Origin of the sequence: Chryseobacterium sp. JM1 (assembly GCF_000737715.1) — a bacterium.
Classification (GTDB): domain Bacteria; phylum Bacteroidota; class Bacteroidia; order Flavobacteriales; family Weeksellaceae; genus Chryseobacterium.
Map to the genome: position 1 here is coordinate 152,311 of NZ_JPRN01000008.1, position 19,676 is coordinate 171,986.

At 37.3% G+C, this 19,676-nt stretch carries 14 protein-coding genes and 1 tRNA gene; 12 read left to right on the forward strand and 3 right to left on the reverse strand.

Annotation, left to right across the window (positions count from 1 at the left end; translation table 11 throughout):
- Positions 1-41: 41 nt before the first annotated feature.
- The gene (locus IW22_RS14760; protein ID WP_034727747.1) at positions 42-3,386 is read right to left on the reverse strand and encodes a DEAD/DEAH box helicase; all 3,345 of its coding nucleotides are present in this window, start codon (positions 3,384-3,386) and stop codon (positions 42-44) included.
- A 240-nt stretch (positions 3,387-3,626) separates the two neighbouring features.
- Here IW22_RS14760 and IW22_RS14765 point away from each other — a divergent pair, with 240 nt between their 5' ends.
- The 8 genes from IW22_RS14765 (at position 3,627) to IW22_RS14800 (ending at position 12,880) form a co-directional block, all read left to right on the forward strand.
- Positions 3,627-4,685 carry a 3-oxoacyl-ACP synthase III family protein gene (locus IW22_RS14765; RefSeq protein ID WP_034727749.1) on the forward strand — a complete coding sequence of 353 codons (1,059 nt, stop codon included), beginning with the start codon at positions 3,627-3,629 and terminating at the stop codon, positions 4,683-4,685.
- 282 nt (positions 4,686-4,967) lie between these two features.
- Complete coding sequence (locus tag IW22_RS14770) at positions 4,968-5,765, forward strand: SDR family oxidoreductase (RefSeq protein WP_034727751.1); 798 nt, start codon at positions 4,968-4,970, stop codon at positions 5,763-5,765.
- A gap of 78 nt (positions 5,766-5,843) precedes the next feature.
- Positions 5,844-6,758 carry a helix-turn-helix domain-containing protein gene (locus tag IW22_RS14775; protein WP_034727754.1) on the forward strand — a complete coding sequence of 305 codons (915 nt, stop codon included), beginning with the start codon at positions 5,844-5,846 and terminating at the stop codon, positions 6,756-6,758.
- Positions 6,759-6,980: 222 nt separating this feature from the next.
- The gene (locus tag IW22_RS14780) at positions 6,981-7,976 is read left to right on the forward strand and encodes a T9SS type A sorting domain-containing protein (RefSeq protein WP_034727756.1); all 996 of its coding nucleotides are present in this window, start codon (positions 6,981-6,983) and stop codon (positions 7,974-7,976) included.
- A 367-nt stretch (positions 7,977-8,343) separates the two neighbouring features.
- Positions 8,344-9,393 (forward strand): sensor histidine kinase, encoded by a 1,050-nt coding sequence (locus IW22_RS14785; RefSeq protein WP_051891253.1) that lies wholly within the window; start codon positions 8,344-8,346, stop codon positions 9,391-9,393.
- A complete protein-coding gene (locus IW22_RS14790; RefSeq protein WP_034727762.1) occupies positions 9,390-10,109 on the forward strand; it encodes a LytR/AlgR family response regulator transcription factor in 720 nt (239 codons plus the stop codon). Before IW22_RS14785 ends, IW22_RS14790 begins: the two co-directional genes overlap by 4 nt.
- 28 nt (positions 10,110-10,137) lie before the next feature.
- Positions 10,138-11,883, forward strand: a complete 1,746-nt coding sequence (locus IW22_RS14795) for a CocE/NonD family hydrolase (RefSeq protein ID WP_034727764.1) — start codon at positions 10,138-10,140, stop codon at positions 11,881-11,883.
- A 142-nt stretch (positions 11,884-12,025) separates the two neighbouring features.
- Positions 12,026-12,880, forward strand: coding sequence for an EamA family transporter (locus tag IW22_RS14800; protein WP_034727766.1), 855 nt, complete (start codon positions 12,026-12,028; stop codon positions 12,878-12,880).
- A 23-nt stretch (positions 12,881-12,903) separates the two neighbouring features.
- Here IW22_RS14800 and IW22_RS14805 read toward each other — a convergent pair.
- A tRNA-Arg gene (locus tag IW22_RS14805) sits at positions 12,904-12,975 on the reverse strand.
- Between the two features lie 95 nt (positions 12,976-13,070).
- Positions 13,071-14,312 carry a PKD domain-containing protein gene (locus IW22_RS14810; RefSeq protein WP_034727767.1) on the reverse strand — a complete coding sequence of 414 codons (1,242 nt, stop codon included), beginning with the start codon at positions 14,310-14,312 and terminating at the stop codon, positions 13,071-13,073.
- 463 nt (positions 14,313-14,775) lie between these two features.
- Between IW22_RS14810 and IW22_RS23695 the strand changes: the two genes are divergently transcribed.
- The 4 genes from IW22_RS23695 to IW22_RS14830 all read left to right on the forward strand — a co-directional run bounded on the left by IW22_RS23695 (position 14,776) and on the right by IW22_RS14830 (position 19,634).
- Positions 14,776-16,209 carry a tetratricopeptide repeat protein gene (locus IW22_RS23695; RefSeq protein WP_117616586.1) on the forward strand — a complete coding sequence of 478 codons (1,434 nt, stop codon included), beginning with the start codon at positions 14,776-14,778 and terminating at the stop codon, positions 16,207-16,209.
- Between the two features lie 67 nt (positions 16,210-16,276).
- Complete coding sequence (locus IW22_RS14820; RefSeq protein WP_034727769.1) at positions 16,277-17,260, forward strand: hypothetical protein; 984 nt, start codon at positions 16,277-16,279, stop codon at positions 17,258-17,260.
- A 5-nt stretch (positions 17,261-17,265) separates the two neighbouring features.
- The gene (locus IW22_RS14825; RefSeq protein WP_034727771.1) at positions 17,266-17,997 is read left to right on the forward strand and encodes a hypothetical protein; all 732 of its coding nucleotides are present in this window, start codon (positions 17,266-17,268) and stop codon (positions 17,995-17,997) included.
- Between the two features lie 995 nt (positions 17,998-18,992).
- Positions 18,993-19,634 carry an NAD(P)-dependent oxidoreductase gene (locus tag IW22_RS14830; RefSeq protein WP_034727914.1) on the forward strand — a complete coding sequence of 214 codons (642 nt, stop codon included), beginning with the start codon at positions 18,993-18,995 and terminating at the stop codon, positions 19,632-19,634.
- Positions 19,635-19,676: the final 42 nt, after the last annotated feature.

A 19,676-nucleotide genomic window follows, 5' to 3' on the forward strand; every position in this document is an offset into this window, starting at 1 on the left:
TGGGAGAGTTTCGGGCGGGCCATCCGGCCCGCCCGAAACCTCTATAACGGCCCGGAATCTAGTATCTCCAGCAAATCATGCTTCGAAAGCTTCTGAATGCCGGTTCCATCGGTTTGCAGCAGGTTTTGAGCCAATTCATTCTTCTTTTTCTGAAGGCTTAAGATTTTCTCTTCCACAGTATTTGAACAGATCAGTCGTACAGCGATTACATTTTTTGTCTGCCCGATACGATAACTTCGGTCAATCGCCTGATTTTCCGCTGCCGGATTCCACCATGGATCTACCAGATAAATATAATCTGCCTCGGTAAGATTTAAGCCTACACCGCCGGCTTTTAAACTGATCAGAAATACGCGGATTTCTTCATTTTCCTGAAAATTATTAACAGCCTTGCCTCTGTTTTTGGTCTGTCCGGTAAGGTATTCAAACGGAATTTTTTTACGTTCAAGTTCTGCTTTAAGTAAATCCAGCATCTCTACAAATTGTGAGAATACTAAGATTTTATGGCCTTTAGATTTACTTTGGATCTGTTCCATCAGTATTTCTATTTTCACGGCATGTTCACCGGAGTATCCTTCTTTTAAAAGTAAAGGAGAATTACAGATCTGTCTGAGTCTGGTTAAACCTGTCAGAACATGCATGCTGTTTTTATTCAGATCATCGTCATCATTGGCGGCGATAAATTCACGAAGTTCCTTTTCATAGGCATCATAAATCTTACGCTGTTCAGCATCCATTTCGCAGTAGATCACCATTTCTGTTTTTTCAGGAAGTTCTTTGGCGACTTGTTTTTTTGTTCTGCGGAGAATGAAAGGTCTTATTTTTTCCTGAAGTTCCTGAGCCCGTTTTCCATATTCAAATTTATCGATAGGAATCGCGTAAATATCTTTGAAATATTGCTTGCTTCCCAAGAGTCCCGGACAGGCAAAAGAAAGCTGACTGTAAAGATCGAAAGTATTGTTTTCAATGGGTGTACCCGTAAGTACGATTCTGTTTCTCGACTGAAGAAGACGCGCTGCTTTATACCTTTCTGAATTAGGATTTTTAATGGTCTGTGATTCATCTAGGAACACATAATTGAAGCGGAAATTTTTCAGAAAACGGATATCGGAAAGCAGCATTCCGTAGCTGGTAAGCACCACTTCATACTCAGACATATGTTCCGATGCTTTTACGCGATCTGCTCCATAATGCGTCATCACTTTTATAGATGGCGCAAACTTACTGATTTCTTCCTGCCAGTTGAAAAGCAGGGAAGTAGGAACAACCACAAGATGGGTTGTATGTCCGTTTTTTTCTCTTTGAGAAAGGATAAATGCAATGATCTGTAGTGTTTTTCCAAGTCCCATATCATCCGCCAGACAGCCTCCGAAATTGAATCCGTCTAAGAAGTCCAGCCAATTCAGACCGTCGTGCTGATAATCTCTTAGTACAGCATTTAATCCTTTAGGAACGGCTATTTGTGGAATGTTTTTGACAGATGAAAACTGAAGTGAATAAGAATCAAGTTCTTCCTGCATTTCTTCGCTTAAAATTTCTTTCTCAAACAGCGAAGAGACTTCTGTGAAACTGATCTTTGGAATTTTAAGGTCTTCCGCATCAATTTCCCCGATCCTGAAAAATTCATTCATCCTGTCGACCCATTCTTCCGGAAGTAGACCAAGTGTGCCATCATCCAGCTGTACAAATTTGCTTCTGTTCCGGATAGCGCGGTGAAGTTGTTTCAAGGCGGCATCTTTCTGTCCGAAACTTACCTTAAGCTTGGCATTGAACCAGTCTAGGCCACTGGTAATCTGAATATTGATTTTCGCTTTGTGCGAATTGACTTTATTATTTTTGAGTTCATTGAATCCCAGGATGATCACGCCTTCGTTTCTCCACGTTTCAAAAGCATGCAGAAACCAGTTTTCATCCAGAAATTTATCCTTGTGCAGATAAAAATAATCATAGCCGTCCATTTGTTCTTCAAAATCCGGATGCTGTTTCATGATGAGAGACGTAAAGCGGGCTTCTTCAGCATCACTCCGGTCAATTTTAAAGACATTTCCGTTCTGGTCCGTACCGAAAAGCTGCTTTCTGGAATAGACCGGAACTTCAGCCTGACCATACTTCATAACCGGAGTAACAGCAATATAATTTCCCTGCTGACGAAGATAAATGATCCGTTCATTCCGGTGCTTTTTTTCTTCAAGCTGTACTGGAGTTGCAGGTTGTATATAACTATAATTAATGTGAATACGTTGTTCAAGTGAAGCGAGAACATTCTGCGTAAATGCTTCGTACTTTGAAGCATGAACAAGCAGGATTTCATTATTGGCTTTAAAAAATTTGATAACCCTCAACATATCGGGATCATCTACAAAACTGAAGGTATTCCGGCTGTACACAAAATACTCATTCCTGATGATGACATTTTTAAATGGAATGGAAATATCGTTAAACTCAAGTTCTCCAGTTACTTCATAGAAAGGTTCTTTTTTGAATACACTAAGCTGTAATTCGGCTTTTAAAACCTCAAGATGGACAGGAACAAGAGATTTTGCTGAAACAGTTTCCGAGAGTTCACGGTCGTGGTAATACGTTTCCAGTCCAAGTGGATTCTGTACAATCAGTTTAAGAGCTTCCAGTTCTGCCGGGTTATAATCTTCGTTGTAATTATTCTGAAAAGCAGAAACGGCGGTGTAAAATTTAATATGAAACGGTTCTTCAGCTTTCCAGATCAGTTGCATGGCATCAACCGGATTGACAGGGTTTTTGATCTTTCCCGTTTGTGTGGTTTCAGATTCCATCAGTGAAAAGTTGAGATGGCTGTAGTAGCGGTGTCTGCCGATAACCAGTATTTTTCTCTTTCCGTTTTCCTGCAAAGCCAGTTCTTCAATCACAGAAGTGCGTTGGGGAAGAAGTTGCTGCTTGAAAACATCTTCATCGATGGATAACATCTCTTTGATCTTAGGCTTTACTTCAATAATACCGTCAGCATATTCCAGTTCAAAATAAGCGTCCAGGTCAGACTCATTTTCCAGGCCGTAGCTTTTCGCTTTGGCGATAAACAGCTTTTTACGGAGATAAGGTTCAAAAAAAGTCCTGAAATTTTTATCTTCTAAAATACAGTGAATGATTTCTGTCTGATGCTCACAAAGTTTATCTTTAGGATGAGTGCAGCTGCAGGTAGTCACTATTGAACTCCCGATCTGGCTGACAGAAACGTCCGGAAAATCCTGTAACGGAGATGTTTTTGTGAAAATTCCATGGTTATTTTCAATGGCAGAAGGGTAGATTCCGTGAAAGTCTCTGATCTCCAGAAATGCGCTGCCGGAGGTGTGTTTCAGAAGATCGTACACAGAAAGGGTCGTGAAGCTGGTATTTTCAAGAATATATGCTGCCATAAGCACGCGAATTTACAAAAAAGGATGACAAGATTTCATGGTATTCGTGATGAAGTGAAAAACCAGTGATAGAGAGGTGTTTAGCGAAAGTTGAAAGCCCATCGTATGCTTTGAATACCAATATAAATATTCAATTATAATTTATCATACGATTAATAGATATTTTATCGTTATTATTGTACAATATTTAAATTCATGAAAAATACGAAATGAATTTAAGAAGATTATAATTTTTTTTTAATGACAAGCAAGATTATAGGCGTCGGCAATTATATTCCGCCGGAAACAATTACAAATTTATTTTTTGACCAGCATCATTTTATTAATAAAAACGGAGAGTCATTAAAGGAAGCGAATGATATTATTGCCAGAAAGCTAAAGGAAATTACCGGCATCGAAGAAAGAAGGTACGCATCTGAGCATCAGGTGACCTCGGATCTGGGACTGATAGCAGCACAGAGAGCGATAGAAAATTCTAAAATAGATCCTGAAACATTGGATTATATCATATTTGCCCACAATTTTGGGGACGTGCGATTCGGTACCGTTCAGTCGGACAGTGTTCCGAGTCTGGCTTCAAGGGTAAAGCATCTGCTAAAAATCAAAAATAACTTTTGCGTGGCTTATGATGTCCTTTTCGGATGTCCGGGCTGGATTGAAGGGGTGATACAGGCCAATGCCTTCATCAGATCAGGGATTGCAAAGCGTTGCCTGGTGATTGGGGCAGAAACACTTTCCAGAGTGGTAGATATCCACGACAGAGACAGTATGATCTATGCTGACGGAGCTGGAGCGGCTATTCTTGAAATCAGCGATGATAACAGCGGAATACAGTCCCATTTATCAGCTTCTTATACTTTAAACGAGAAAGACTTCCTGTTTTTCGGGAAATCTTACAACAACGAAAGCTGTCCGGATACGAAGTATATCAAAATGGATGGGCGTAAGATCTACGAATTTGCGCTTGTGAATGTAGCAGATGCCATGAAAAAATGTATGGATGCCAGCGGATATTCTATAGATCAGCTTGATAAGATCATTATCCATCAGGCTAATGAAAAAATGGATGAGGCTATCGTAAAGCGTTTTTATCAGCTGTACAACCTTCAGATGCCTGAAAATATTATGCCGATGGTCATCAGTAAATTGGGGAACAGCAGTGTCGCTACTATTCCAACCTTGCTTACCATGATCTTAAACGGAGAACTTCCTTCCCACGAAATAAAAGAAGGCCAGGTCGTTCTGTTCGCTTCTGTAGGAGCGGGGATGAATATCAATTCATTCGTTTATAAATTTTAACTTACAACTTATCAGAGAGAATAAATAATGGTTACCATCATATTTTGATCTCCTATATTGAAATAAGGCTCAGATTTTTGTCATCTGAGCCTTAATTTTTTTGAAATTGAATGAGAGTTGCTTTATCTTTGAATAGACATCTCATGCTTTTTATCCATGAAGCGCTACCTTCTTTACAAATTGAAATGAGAGATCCATTTTGGCTACACGTTAGTCCAATTTGGCAACTCCGGCCTTTTTTCTAATGCTGACCTTTGTCCTGTTAATTTAATACAGAACAAAATGAAAACAATTTTTATAACAGGCGCTTCAACAGGATTAGGAAAAGCGGCTGCCCAATTATTTCAAAGCAGAGGATGGAACGTGATCGCTACCATGAGAAACCCTGAAGCAGCAACGGAGCTTAAAGATCTGGAAAATGTAACCCTGCTTCCACTGGATGTCACCAATCTGGAACAGATCAAATCAACGGTGAAAAAGACAATTGAGCTGGGTAATGTAGATGTGGTTTTTAATAATGCAGGATATGGACTTATCGGTCCTTTGGAAGCATTATCTGACGAGCAGATCTTAAAACAGCTGGATACGAATCTTCTGGGTGTGATCCGCGTGACGCAGGCATTCATTCCGTATTTCAGAGAAAAACAGAGCGGAATGTTTATTTCTACCACATCAATAGGTGGATTGGTTGCTTTTCCTTTAGGATCTACCTATCACGCTACCAAATGGGCGCTTGAAGGCTGGAGCGAAAGCTTAGCGTATGAGCTGAACAGATTTGGAATTGATATCAAAACTGTTTCTCCTGGAGGAATTAAAACAGATTTTGTAAGCCGTTCTTTAGATGCTGCTACAAGTCCAGCTTATGATGAAATGACCAATTCTCTATTCTCGAAAATGGAAGGAATGATGGAAGCGGCTTCTGAACCGGTACAAATTGCTGAGGTGGTTTATGAAGCGGCTACAGACGGTAAAAAACAACTGAGATATGTAGCCGGAGAAGATGCCAAAGCGATTTACGCACAGCGTCTTGAATTGGGAGACGAGCTTTTCAGAGAGCAGTTCGGGAAACAGTTTATCTAAGCCAAATAAATTGGAGGACAGCATAAATACATTGCTTTTATGCTGTCTTTACAACCAAATATTTAATACATTTATATCATGGAAAAGAAAGATAATTCCCCAATGAAAATTTCCTCCATATCAGAACTTCACGATCTGCTGAAGCTTCCCAAACCGGTGCATCCATTGGTAAGTCTAGTAGACAATACCCAAATGAGTGTGGATAAAGAAATGCTGAAAAAAAGTTTCCTGATGAATTTTTATAAGATCTCCTATAAATTTTCTGAACACGGAAAGATGGGGTATGGGCAGGGGTATTATGACTTTAATGAAGGCGGAATGATGTTCACCTCGCCGGGACAGATCCTTTCTACAGATGTGGATGCAGAATATTGTGGCTATACGCTGCTTGTGCATCCGGATTTTATACGGACCTATCCTTTAGCGAAGAACATTAAGAAATTCGGGTTCTTTTCTTATGATACGAATGAGGCGCTGCATCTGTCTGATCAGGAAAAAACAGTTATCACCGGACTGCTGGACAATATCAGGAATGAATTGAATACCGCCATCGATGAGGTAAGTCAGGATGTGATTATCTCTTATATTGAAGTTCTGCTGAATTACAGTAACCGTTTTTATAAGAGACAGTTTATTACCAGAAAAGCAGTCAACAGTGATCTTTTGTCCAAAATGGATACCGTACTGGAAGATTATTTTAATAAAGAGCAGACGTTAAACGGAGGCATTCCCACGGTAGAATTTCTGGCTTCTGAACTGAATCTTTCACCTCATTACTTAAGTGATATGCTTAGAAATCTTACCGGACAAAATGCACAACAGCACATCCATGAAAAATTGATTGAAAAAGCTAAAGAATACCTTACAGCAACGAGTTTTTCCGTATCGGAAGTAGCGTACGCATTAGGTTTTGAACATCCGCAGTCATTTAATAAGCTGTTTAAAAAGAAAACAGACAAAACCCCTTTGAGCTACAGACAGTCTTTTAATTGAGATCAAACAAATACATTCAAAATAAGCCCGGCACTGTGTCGGGCTTATTTGTTTTTGGAACCGAACGGAGAAAATACTGATTTTAAAAATGATATGAAATACCTAATTATAGGTAGAAAAAAATACTTTTTTTTCAGGATTGATACTCTATAAACCTAAAGATACATTTGTAATAAAAAAACACTCCATATAAATCACTTTCACCAAATCCTGTATAAACACATGAAAAAAATTAACTTTCTTTTAGCCATTACCGTAGGAATGATGGCTTATGCGCAGCCTACGGTAACCAGATCCGCAATTGACAGGATTAATATACCCACTACATTCAGATCGGGTGATGTTACATCCACATCCATTACTGCAGGAGCAGCCGGAGCTAATGTTACATGGGATTTTTCTGCTTATACAGCAGCCAATCCAGTAACTGCTACCACGAATATATGCCCGGGACAGACCAATTGTTTCAGGTTTCCAACAGCAAACAGGATTACGAATCCCATTGCGCTCGACACGTATGATTTCAATATCATGACCGATTCAGAAGCCACTATGGTAGGATCCTATTTCGGACCCAGTCTGGGTAATGGGACGGTAACCTATACAGATCCTTTGATCATGTATAAGTTTCCGGTTACGTACCAGCAGCAGTTTAATGAGACCTATCAGTTCAATACCGTTTCGGGGGCAGGAAATACCAGTGAAGCCGGACAGGAATCCTTTATCGCAGACGGCTATGGAACAGTTATTACCCCTACCGGAACGTATACGAATGTTCTCAGGGTAAAGAGAATGAGAACGGCTACTCAGACCATACCGGGACAGCCGCCTTTGCCCTATACCCACGAATCTTATCAATGGATCAGCCAGAGCTCGGGAATGGTTTTTTCCTTTGGGATTAATACCTTCACTTTGAATGGAAATACCAATGTTTCGAAGGCCGTGTCTTATCTTGTTCCGGGGGCTTTATCAACCTCTGATTTAAACAAAAAGAAGACAGAAATTTTAATATTCCCGAACCCAACCTCAGATAGGATTACATTACAGGCTGATGAAGATCTTACAAGGATCACCATTAGTTCTATGGATGGGAAATCTGTTTTAAAAACCGGAAATCTGAAGAATATTGATGTTTCAAAACTTCCAAAAGGAACTTATATCATTCAGGGAGAATTAAAGAACGGAAATATAGTTTCGAAAAAAATGATAAAGAAATAGTGCAAGATTTTAGTTTTCAGCATAAAAACCACTGATCAGTCCGGAAGTACAAAAAATTGTTATAGGTTGTGGATCAGGAATGAACTTTTGCATAAATATTTGTTCATCTCTGAATAATAAATTTTAGGTTTCATCATCAGACTTTCGGTAAGTGGTTTTTATAGGAACAGAGCTTTCAGTATACTGAAAGCTCTTTCCGTTTTAATGTGAATCTGTAGACTCTCTTGTAAATTTAGATTTTTTTATCCCTTTTCTAAAGTAAGGAAGCAATCTGCGTTCATCTGCTATTATTTTTCGTTCATGTACTTTTATTTGCTCAATCTGTAGTAGAGGAATACCTTTACCAAAGCATTAAAAAATTTATGTATTGAAAATAATTAGAGAAATATCTACCTACTGGAAGATTCAGCTCATTGGATGGTTTTCGGCTTCCTTTTATTGGGGACTCTCAGCATTTTTAACTGGTAATTTTAGCTGGAAAATAGGAATAGCAGATTTGATATTGGATGTATTTATAGGGATTGCATTGACCCATATTTACAGAAATTTTGCCATAAGAAAAGGCTGGAATAAGTTAAATCTGAAAAAGTTAGCTCCAAAAATTGCCATCAGTGTCTTGATACTTTCTTTACTATATATGTTTTTGATAGTCACTAAACTTTATCTGGTACGGCTGTTTATCTTAGAAAGTACAATGACTTCATTCATTACGTTTTTCAAATCTAGGGAACTACAGGTGTTTATTACGGGGACCAGATTAATGTCTATTTGGTTATTGGCTTACCACCTTTTCCATTATTCAAGACTTGAAATTGAAACTGCACAATTGTCGCTTAGGATAAAAGAGGTGCAATTGAATAATCTAAGTGCACAGCTTAACCCACATTTCTTTTTTAACTCATTGAATAATATAAAATTTCTAGTATTAGAAAATCCCAATTCAGCAAGACGGGCCATTGATCTTTTGTCTGAGCTGCTAAGGAATTCCTTACACAGCAATGTAGGGATATTAGTGTCCTTAAGTGATGAAATTAATCTTGTTAATGATTATCTTGAATTAGAAAAGATGCGATTTGAGGAAAGGTTACAAATAAAAATGGAGATCAATGCAGAGGTGTCAAAACATCAGATTCTTCCTTTGAGTATTCAGTCCCTGGTTGAAAACGCCATAAAACATGGTATTGAAAAAAGAAAAAATGGAGGATTTATTATTATAAAAATTGAAGAGGAAAGCAATTGGATAAAAATCAGTGTTCAAAATCCGGGAAAACTGAGTAATAAGATTAAAGATTCCGGTATTGGACTTAATAATCTAAAAGAGAGGCTCTTATTGCAATACAATGGAAATGCCTTTTTTGAAATTAAGGAGAGAGAAGACGAAACGGTTTTGGCCACTATTTTACTCCCATTCAAATGAAAAAAATAAAAGTTATAATAGTGGATGATGAACGTTTGTCCCGGGAAGAACTGAAAAAAACATTAAAAATGTACGAAGATTTTGTTCTGATTGGTGAGGCTGAAAATGCTGATGACGCTAAGCATTTGATTGAAAGAGAAATGCCTGATTTGCTTTTTTTAGATATTCAGATGCCAGAGAAATCCGGTTTCGATTTATTGGAGTCTTTAGACCATGTGCCTGCGGTGATGTTTATTACGGCTTATGATCAATATGCGGTACAGGCATTTGAAGTAAATGCGTTAGATTATCTCATGAAACCTATAAGAGAGGAGCGTTTTGCAAAGGCAATTGAAAAAATAAGAGATGCTGTAAACCAGAAGTCTTCTTTAAATAATGGGGTAACCAAAGACCGGAAGATTTTTATCAAGGATGGGGAGAAACGATTCTTTATCCAGCTTGATGACATTTATTTAATTGAATCACTTGAAAATTATACCAGACTTTTTTTTCAAGGGAAAAAAGCGCTTCAAAGACGATCACTTCGTCATTGGGAAGAGATGCTTGATGAACGTATATTTTTTAGAATAAACAGAACTGAGATTATCAATATTGAATACATCCAGGAAGTAAAACAAATTACTGGCGGTAGGTTAGAGGTAAAACTAAAAACAGGAGAGCTATTAGAAGTTTCAAACCGCCAATCTGTTAAATTCAGAAATATAAATAAAATCTGATAAAAAACAACCTAAACAAAACTAACCCATGAAAGTATTTTTGAATTTCATCATTGTGTTTCTTGCATTTTTCTATTGTCCTGCCCAACAGACAAAAAAAACAAAAACGGAAGACTTACAAAGTATTTATAATATTCAGGATAGTGTTTCTGTAAAAACCAGAGATGGAGCCACCTTATCTTTAATAGTGGTACGTAAAAAAGGAGATGAAAGACCAGCACCTGTAATCCTTCAGTCAACAATTTATGTTAGAGATGCAGGCAGAGATATGGTATCATTAAAGAGAGCTGTAGATAATGGTTATGTAGGAGTTATAGCCTATGCAAGAGGAAAAAGATTCAGTCAGGATGAAATATTTCCATATGAGAACGACGCCAATGATACCTATGATGTCATAGATTGGATCAGTAAACAAAAATGGTCTAATGGAAGTGTTGGAATGTATGGAGGAAGTTATAATGGATTTACACAGTGGGCAGCGTGTAAAAACCTGCACCCGGCCCTTAAAACAATTGTACCTTATGTAGCAGCGAGACCGGGACAGGGTTTGCCTATGGAAAATAATACCTTCGTTAATCCCAATTATGAATGGGCATTCTACGTTGGAAATAACAAATACCTGGACACCATAGCTGGAAGTGACAGACAGCGTTTTAGAAAAATGCAAAATAAATGGTGGGAAACAGGAGTGGCCTATAAGAAATTAGACAGTATAGACGGGGTAGCCAACAAATGGTTTCAACGATGGATCAGTCATCCTTCCTTTGATCATTATTGGCAAAAAATGACTCCCTATAAAAAAGATTTTGCACAAATAAAAATACCCGTTTTGGCATTTGACGGTTACTACAATGATGGACAGAATTCGGGTTTATATTATTTGAGAGAACTTCAAAAGTATAGTCCTCAAACCCCTGCGTATTTAATTATAGGACCTTATGGGCATTTTGGGACTCAAAGTGGAGGAGAAGCTACTTTGTACCAATATAAAATAGACCCTGTTGCTTTATTTGATATCAACACAATTACGTATCAATGGTTTGACTATATTTTAAAAAACGGGCCTAAACCCAAAGTTTTGAAAGACAGGATTAACTATCAGGTAATGGGGGCCAATGAATGGCGCAGTGCTCCATCTATTGATAAAATGAGTAATGGTTTTTTAACCTTGTATCTGACTGATACCAATTCAGGTAATTTCTACTCTTTAAATTCACAAAAACCTGTTAAAAAAAATTATTTAGAGCAATCGGTAGATTTTGCAAACAGAGAAATAGCAAATAATGATTACTACCCGGAACCCATTATTCGTAGGGAAATAGATACCTCTAACGGATTTAATTTCATTAGTGAACCCTTGGAAGAACCACTCTTAATCAATGGTTCCTTTTTAGGAGAAATTAAAGCCAGTATCAATAAAAAAGATATGGATATCGGAGTGACATTGTATGAATTAATGCCAAATGGAGAATATTTTCATCTGTCATATTTTATTGGAAGGGCAAGTTACTCAACAGATATTACAAAAAGGAAACTACTGAAACCTAATGAAATTGAAACCATTCCGTTCTCCAATACACATTTGGTGAGTAAGCAGCTAAGTAAGGGGAGTCGTCTGGTTATCTATCTGAATGTAAATAAAAATCCGTTTTCTGAACTCAACTATGGAACAGGAAAAACAGTCAGTGAAGAAACCATTAAAGATGCCAAAGAACCCTTAAAAGTGAAATGGTACAATGACAGCTTTGTAAAGATTCCGGTATTAAGACATTGAGTTGACTCATTTTTTTAAATGAAGCTCCGTCAGTTAGGGAGTCGGGATTTTCGGTTAGCAAATAAAACTTATGATAAATTGCATTCACACAATGTAACCCGAACAAATCAAAAGCTGTAATATTGTAATTCAAATCATACTAATGAAGACTAAGTTTCAGCTTCCACCGATTCCGGCCGTATTATTATCTATTGTAAGTGTGCAGTGTGGCGCTGCCATTGCGAAAGGGCTTTTCCCTGAAATTGGAGCAGCGGCTACGGCTACTTTAAGGATTGGGTTATCTGCGATTATCTTATGGATGGCTTTCCGCCCCAACCTATCCAAACTCAATGTAAAACAATGGAAATATGTAACACTTTATGGCGTATCGTTAGGTGCCATGAATTTAATTTTCTACATGGCTATTGAGCGTATCCCAATTGGGCTGGGGGTAACTTTAGAATTTGTAGGACCATTGGTTCTGGCAATTTTCAGCTCAAAAAAAATGACAGATTTTGTATGGATTATTTTAGCGGCCATTGGTATTGCATTAATTGCGCCTTGGTCGAGTAACGGATTAAACTTAGTTGGCGTTTTATTAGCCTTACTCGCTGGTGGTTTTTGGGCAGCCTATATTATTCTTGGGGGAAGAATATCTAAAATAATGAAAGGTGGTGATGCGGTGACTATTGGAATGCTCATTGCAACAATCTTTATTTTGCCGTTTGGAATTTTTGATGGACGGCTTTCTAACCTCAGCCCACACTTGATCGGTTTAGGAGCGGCACTCGCTCTGCTTTCCAGTGCTATTCCTTTTACGCTGGAAATAAATGCCCTTAAACATTTACCGGCACGAACTTTTAGTATTTTAATGAGCCTTGAACCTGCAATGGCCTCTCTAGCCGCTTTCGTATTTTTACAGGAATATTTATCAGTGACCGAATGTATTGCCGTAGCCTGTGTGGTTATTGCATCAGCTGGCTCTGCAATAACTTCCAAAGGTATAGAAGCTAAATAGAATATTATTTTAGTGGCGATATGTAGCCCCACCAGGAATCGAACCTGGATCTAAAGTTTAGGAAACTTCTATTCTATCCGTTGAACTATGAGGCCGTTGGAGAGAATAAAAATACTGATTAATTTAAATAAAAAAAAGACCTTGATCGCTCAAAGTCTTTTAAATGAATGGAATAGCGGGAAATCCCGGTTTATTCTTTTATAATTTTAAGCCTTTCAGAATTTCCGTCTTCAAAAAGGATAGTAAGAATATAAACTCCTTTACTGTATGTTGAAAAATCAATCTTTACATCATTCACTTTTGAATAAGACAGCGTTTTTATTTTTCTGCCATCCATACTGTAGATATCAACTTCTTTAATAAATTTTTCGGTCTTTAAAAAGCCCGTATTGGAAACAGGATTCGGGTAAAACTGAAATTTCTTTACAGCATAATCAGAAACTGAAAGTTGGCTGGTATTAATCGTTTTAGTGAATGTTTCAGAACAAGAATTTTTAGTCACCTTAAGAGATACGGTATATGTTCCGGACGCAGCATAAAGATGTGTCGGATTTATAACAGTAGATGTGTTTCCGTCTCCGAAGGTCCACAAAACGGTATCATAATTCGTTGAAAGGTTGGAGAAACTAATATTCTGTCCGCTGCCACTTGCTGAAAAACCTGCATGAAGGTGAAAAACATTGGAATTCCATTGGATCGGATTATTAAAAAAAGTTCCGTCTGCCAGCTGCTGGTAATATTCCGCTTTGTTTTGCGTCATCCCACTTAGGAAAGAAGACGGGAAAATCCGGTCCTGAAAAAGGGCGGCATATACAGAAGCAGCTACAAGATAACTACCCTGAGGATTGGGATGAACATCACCGTAGGAGCTGTGCAATGCGAGATCCTGTGTCGCTGTATAATGCGCTCTTGCACTTTCTCCTGCAGGAATCATTTCTGTCTGCATAAGGGTCGACATTTTTGTGATGGAATCCTTAATGACTTTTTGGGAGGCAAAATACGCGGGATATCCATTTTGAGAAGCAATGCCATTCGAAATTTCATACAAAAAGATCTTTGAGCATGGACTGTATTTCCGGATAGAATCTCTGAGTTTGCGGCCTCTTTCTGCAGTCAGGGCAACAGGAACGGAATATCCGCCGGACTCACCGGTCCCAGGCTGCATAACGACATATTTGTAGTTTTTAGAGCGTATGGTCTGGTAAAGAGTGTTGTCGTTGACATGGTTTGCAAATCCAACGCCACCCACAGTATGGGAGGTAACTTCAACATTTTTTCCTTTTGAGGCGGCCAGATCTTTAAAAAGAACCGGCATATCATTAAAATAGGTCATGCTGTTGCCAATAAACAAAACCTGATCAGCCTGAGCGAAAAGGAGTGTGGAGATATTGAACAGGACCAGAATCAGTATACTTTTAATCATAGTATTCATAAAAATTAATGTTTAAATAAGTAAAACCAAATATCCATGATCGGCTAAAAAACAGATCCATGAAATGGTAATCATTAGTGTGAAATAGGTGGGTTTTTGGAAAGATACATATTTTCAGATCCTGGAAAGATAGGCAGGGCAGAAGCCTGCAATAGTAAGGGGTAGTTTTTCTTCATAAAAAATATATTTAATTGATAAAATTTATATCTGAATAGAAAGTTATATAAATAGTAGTGAAATATTATTAATATTGCATCGGATTTATCTTTGTTGTAAAAATATCACATTGGCATTGTGAATATCTCACTGTTTTAAAGATTCCCGAAATTAATTATTATTTTCTTTCCGGGCTTGGTTTTAAAACACTGATTGATAAAGAGTAGTAGCTAAGACGTAGGTGCTACTTTGCTACGACACCGACTAATGAAACCCTTTAACAGATTAAGAATACTAAAAAATAAGTATGGCTAAAAAAATACTTTCCTGTCTATTTTTCTTTTCAATATGTTGCTATTCATTGGCTCAAAAGGTTACTGAAGAAAGACTGAAAAGTATCATTTTTGATATTCAATTTTCTACGGCTGGAGACCGTGAGATTAAAAAAATAGACAGCATCATTTCCATATGTCATCAGGAAAACTATCGGGATTGTGAAGTTTTTGGATATCTTAAAATTGCCAATATCTATAATAAGAACAATGATATTAAAAAAGCTTTTCATTATACAGATCTAATCGAAAAGAAAAACCTCATCACTTCCGAAACAGATTTTGAAGCTGTTTTTTATTTTTATACCATACGTTCTCTTTTGCACCAGAAGCTGGGTGAGAGAGTGGCAGCCCTTAAGTTGCTGGATGATATATCGTTTCAGGTAAAAGAAAATCCATATTACGAATATCTCATCGACTGGCAGTATGCGGGGATCTACACTGAAATGGGCGAAAATAAAAAAGCACTGAAAGCGTACAGAAGTGCTTATCTGAAAGCAAAAGAATATAGAAAACAGCCTGGACAGAATACGGCGAAAAACAAAAATAAAATCAGTAACAGTTACAAACCGGCAGCCTATCTTGCAGGCGCCTACCAGAAATTGGGAAAGATGGATTCTGCAAAAATTTACATTGAAGAAGGGCTGCAGGATGCCAGGAGTCTTGATGAGGTAGGGCTTCAGTACATTGCTTCCTTCTATGCTGCGGAATATTATCTGAAGACAGCAGATTTCAAAAAAGCGCAACAGAATTTATGGATCTGCAAAAACATAGCGGTTCATCATTATAAAAGTGAAAACTATCAGGAAAGCGTTATTACGGATCTTATCAATCTCTATGAGAAAACGGGCGAGAAGGATAGTGCTGATTATTATTCAAGGCAGCTGCTGAAGGTACAAAGTCATAACGATGCTCAAAATAAAATTCAGAAAGATATTCTCGACAAGAAAAAACTGACAGAAGAAGGCAGCAAAACAATGGAAAGAAAAACTTTGATCTATCTCTGTATCGGTCTTTTTGTATGTTTAACCCTTATTTTTATCTACCTTTTTTACAATAAGAAAACCGTCAATAAAGAAATTATTCCTGTCGAAATTCCTTTCATACAAGATAATAATCTATTTGAACAGGTGATTGTGCTGGCCAAAGAAAATAACCCGGAATTTTTAACCCGGTTTAATGATTATTGTCCCGGTTTCTCAGGGAAACTGGTTGAAGCCGCACAGCTTAAAAGCTCAGAGATCCGTTTCTGTGCCTATGTCTATCTTAATTTCTCTACAAAAGATATTGCAGCCTATACCTATACTTCGGTAAGAACAGTTCAGACAAAAAAATACCGCATCCGGAAAAAGCTCAATATTCCGAATGATACAGAGATTTATCTGTGGTTCCGGGATTTGATGAAATAAAATATTTTTGCTTGTCCATATAATTTACCTAAAATGAGTATCTTATGATTAACAAAAAAACAAAAATATGAGTCGAGGCTTTGGAATATTCTGGATGCTTTATATGCTGTTTTTTGCGGTACCTTTTCCCATGATTTTGTATTATAACATCAAAGATGCGGAACCGCCCTTTCTCAACGACACTAATCCATGGCTTGCAGTAGGGCTTTTGGGGCTTTCTGTACTTTTATGGAGCATTGTTTTGTTGAGTTGGTTTTATAAATGGATCGTGGTAAACTTTATTGCTAAAAGAAATGTGATCCATCTTGCTAAACACGGTGTTCGAAGAAAAGCTGAAATTCTGGAAGCGGTAAAAATATCTAAGCCCGGGAGTCAATATGATACCTATGAACTTGTGCTTGCTTTTAAGAATCTGGTCAACACGGATATCAAACAGAAAGCAGTTGTTAATGATTCAAAACCTCATCAACATCGGTTTGAAAAAGGAAAAACAGTAGACATACTCATTGATAAAGAGGTAAAGAAAATGCCCTATTTTATTTTTGCGGGAAGTGAGGCGAGCATCAATATTCTGACCATTTTTCTAATCACTGTAGGCTGGCTGACCATTGTTACTCTGGTTGCATGGTATTATATCTACTCCTATCAGACCGAGAGCAATGGAATGGGGTGGCGGTTCATTATATATTGGCATCCTTTGCTGCTCTGTCCTGCGATATTACTGTTTTATAAACTTATTTTTTTCTACTTTATCAACAGGATTTTCAATGGTAAAAAAGGAGAACCTGAATTGATTAAATTTAAAGGAATCAGAACGACAGCCAGATTAATCAGTGCTGATCTGACCGGAACTTATATCAATGAACAGCCGATGGTTTTGTTTAAAGTGGAATATGCCGATGAACAGAATCAGACCCGGAGAGCTGAAATTAAGAAGATCGTCAACCTTCTTGATATGAATAATGTAAAGCAACCAACTTTTGATATTTTTTACCTGAAAGAAGATCCGAACCGAATCGCCTTTGCGGAGGATCTTGACAATATAAGTTAAATACCATGAAAAATTATGTCATTATAATTATAGGAAGCATTCTTTTAACAGGCTGTGAGCAGGTTTCCAAAAGCGTAAAAGAAACTTTTGAACCTACAGAAGATAGTACAGTTCAGCATAAAAAAGATGAAAAAATTCCGGTTTCTGCTCCCAATTCTTACAGTCCGGAGGTTGAAAAACAGATAGAAGAAGCCCAGCGACTGGTCAACACGATGCTGGAAAAACATACCAAAACACAAAACGATACCTATACAGAAGGTAAAAACACAGGTTTTTTAACCAATGAAAACAAGCTGAAGAACGCTGAGGAAGCCTTAAGAAAACTTCCTCAGTATGCCGGAAAAGAAATTAATATTTATTACACCATGTATTTTTATGACAATGGCAGTATCCTTGTGATGCTTCAGCACCCTACGAATCCTGATTATATTGATAATTATGAATACAAAGACGGGAAGTGGTCTGAACCGAGACCTGAGCAGATATCTGTAAGGGATGATATCCAAAGCCGTTTGGTCCCTTTGGATAAAATGGATTTTGCCAACGTCGCCAAAGCTGCAGATCTTTACAGCCAAAAGATAGCACAGATAGAAGGAGCAAAACCGCTCACCAGTATTTATATATCCATTGCCAATAACAAAATTCGATGGTTTCCGGCAAGTATTAATGGCAGCAGGGAAAGACACTCCATTGAACTCAATCAAAACGGAACCTTGAAAAAGTTTGAAAGGGAATAATAGCATCTGCTCAATTGGCTTGATCTGCGAGAATAAAACAATCCAATCATTTTAAGAATAAATAGCACCATTAGGTCATGCCTATTGGTGTCATTTATGAAAAATATTTGTGCAATTTGGGGTTTTAATAAATGCAGAGTTGTCTCATAACATCAGATAGTTTAAGTAGTACAAAGAGAAAAATCTATCAGCTTTGAATCAAAAAAACATATAAAGAATCTCTCCAAAAGGCCTCTATTAGGGGTAAAAAAAAGGACCCGCTCTTTAGAAGCGGATCCAGTAGATAAAACATCTCATTTTTTTAATTAGACAACAATTAAAAAAGCACAGCCGACAATGCTGTGCTTAAATTTTTATTTCAAATTTAATTGCAATTTCAAAGCTGAAAAAAGCAAAAAAAGATTTCATTTCAGTTGTATTACATAGTAAATGTAGTCATATTTTTAATATGAAATATGAATTTAATGTTAAAATTCACAAGTTATCCACATTTTTTTGTGGATAAGTATGGAGTTGCTTTATCTTCAATGGTATTTTTCAGTCTTTTTTTCCTTTAAATAAAGGAAATTTTACAATCTGGTGGCAGAAATATTCATGATAGAAATCGTGTTATATGGAAGCTTTAAAATTTTGAATATCATTGGATCAATGGAAAGGACCTGATTTTTCTGTTTCATTCCTGGCGAAAATAAAGTTAATCAACTTCAAAGAAAAAGTTTAAACGAGTTCAGTATAAAATATTTATAAAATTACTCTTTGGTCGTTTTTTTTTGCAGATTAAAAATTAAGCTCTACATTTGGGCTATTAATATCTCTTAATAAATATCATTCCCCATTCAGACGCATTTTTAAACGTCTGAAACCTTAAGGTTCAAATTATCTGAACCTGACTTTACTATTATTTTATTTAACGCTAAAGAGAAACTGACCATAAGTGCATGGATTTATTCATCATTCACTATGGCTTTATTTTCTGGCTACCAAAAGAGATCATTATGAAAACAACTCCCATTGCCGTACTAGGCGGAACCGGAAAAACCGGAAACTATCTTGTTCAAGAACTTCTTAAAAAAGGGTATCCTATGAAATTACTTCTCCGGACTCCTGAAAATTTTACTCTTCAGAATCCTTTAATTCAATTAGTGAAAGGAGATGCGAGAGATTTTAGTGCTGTTGACAACCTTATTAAAGGCTGCAGTGCCGTGATCAGTAAGATAGGACAGCCTGTCGGAGAGAAATCAATATTCACCGATGCCACAAACAATATTATACAATCGATGAATGCGCATGGGATCAAAAGATATATTGCGATCACCGGCCTGAATGTGGACACTCCTTTTGATCATAAGAACGAAAAGGTAAAAGCGGCTACAGACTGGATGTACCAGAATTATCCCAAAACCACAAAAGATAAGCAGGATGAATACGAAATCCTTGTCAACAGCGATCTGGACTGGACTCTGGTCAGGCTTCCCTTAATCATTCCGACTTCAGAACATTTCAAAACAGAAACGAATCTGACAGATTGCAAAGGCGAACAGATCAGCGCAGCAGACCTTTCTGAGTTTCTGGTTTCCCAGATTGAGGATAATACTTATAATAAACAGAGTCCATTTCTGTATAATGTAAAGGAATAGAATTCACGTTCCTACAAAAGAATAGAGAGCCATCCGGCTCTC

Bases quoted from the DNA above. Each gene is read 5' to 3' on its own strand.
- IW22_RS14780 (WP_034727756.1), top strand. From the start codon at position 6,981: ATGAAAAAAATTAACTTTCTTTTAGCCATTACCGTAGGAATGATGGCT.
- IW22_RS14795 (WP_034727764.1), top strand. From the start codon at position 10,138: ATGAAAGTATTTTTGAATTTCATCATTGTGTTTCTTGCATTTTTCTAT.
- IW22_RS14760 (WP_034727747.1), bottom strand. From the start codon at position 3,386: ATGGCAGCATATATTCTTGAAAATACCAGCTTCACGACCCTTTCTGTG.
- IW22_RS14765 (WP_034727749.1), top strand. From the start codon at position 3,627: ATGACAAGCAAGATTATAGGCGTCGGCAATTATATTCCGCCGGAAACA.
- IW22_RS14810 (WP_034727767.1), bottom strand. From the start codon at position 14,312: ATGAATACTATGATTAAAAGTATACTGATTCTGGTCCTGTTCAATATC.
- IW22_RS14770 (WP_034727751.1), top strand. From the start codon at position 4,968: ATGAAAACAATTTTTATAACAGGCGCTTCAACAGGATTAGGAAAAGCG.
- IW22_RS14790 (WP_034727762.1), top strand. From the start codon at position 9,390: ATGAAAAAAATAAAAGTTATAATAGTGGATGATGAACGTTTGTCCCGG.
- IW22_RS14800 (WP_034727766.1), top strand. From the start codon at position 12,026: ATGAAGACTAAGTTTCAGCTTCCACCGATTCCGGCCGTATTATTATCT.
- IW22_RS14825 (WP_034727771.1), top strand. From the start codon at position 17,266: ATGAAAAATTATGTCATTATAATTATAGGAAGCATTCTTTTAACAGGC.
- IW22_RS23695 (WP_117616586.1), top strand. From the start codon at position 14,776: ATGGCTAAAAAAATACTTTCCTGTCTATTTTTCTTTTCAATATGTTGC.
- IW22_RS14830 (WP_034727914.1), top strand. From the start codon at position 18,993: ATGAAAACAACTCCCATTGCCGTACTAGGCGGAACCGGAAAAACCGGA.
- IW22_RS14820 (WP_034727769.1), top strand. From the start codon at position 16,277: ATGAGTCGAGGCTTTGGAATATTCTGGATGCTTTATATGCTGTTTTTT.
- IW22_RS14775 (WP_034727754.1), top strand. From the start codon at position 5,844: ATGGAAAAGAAAGATAATTCCCCAATGAAAATTTCCTCCATATCAGAA.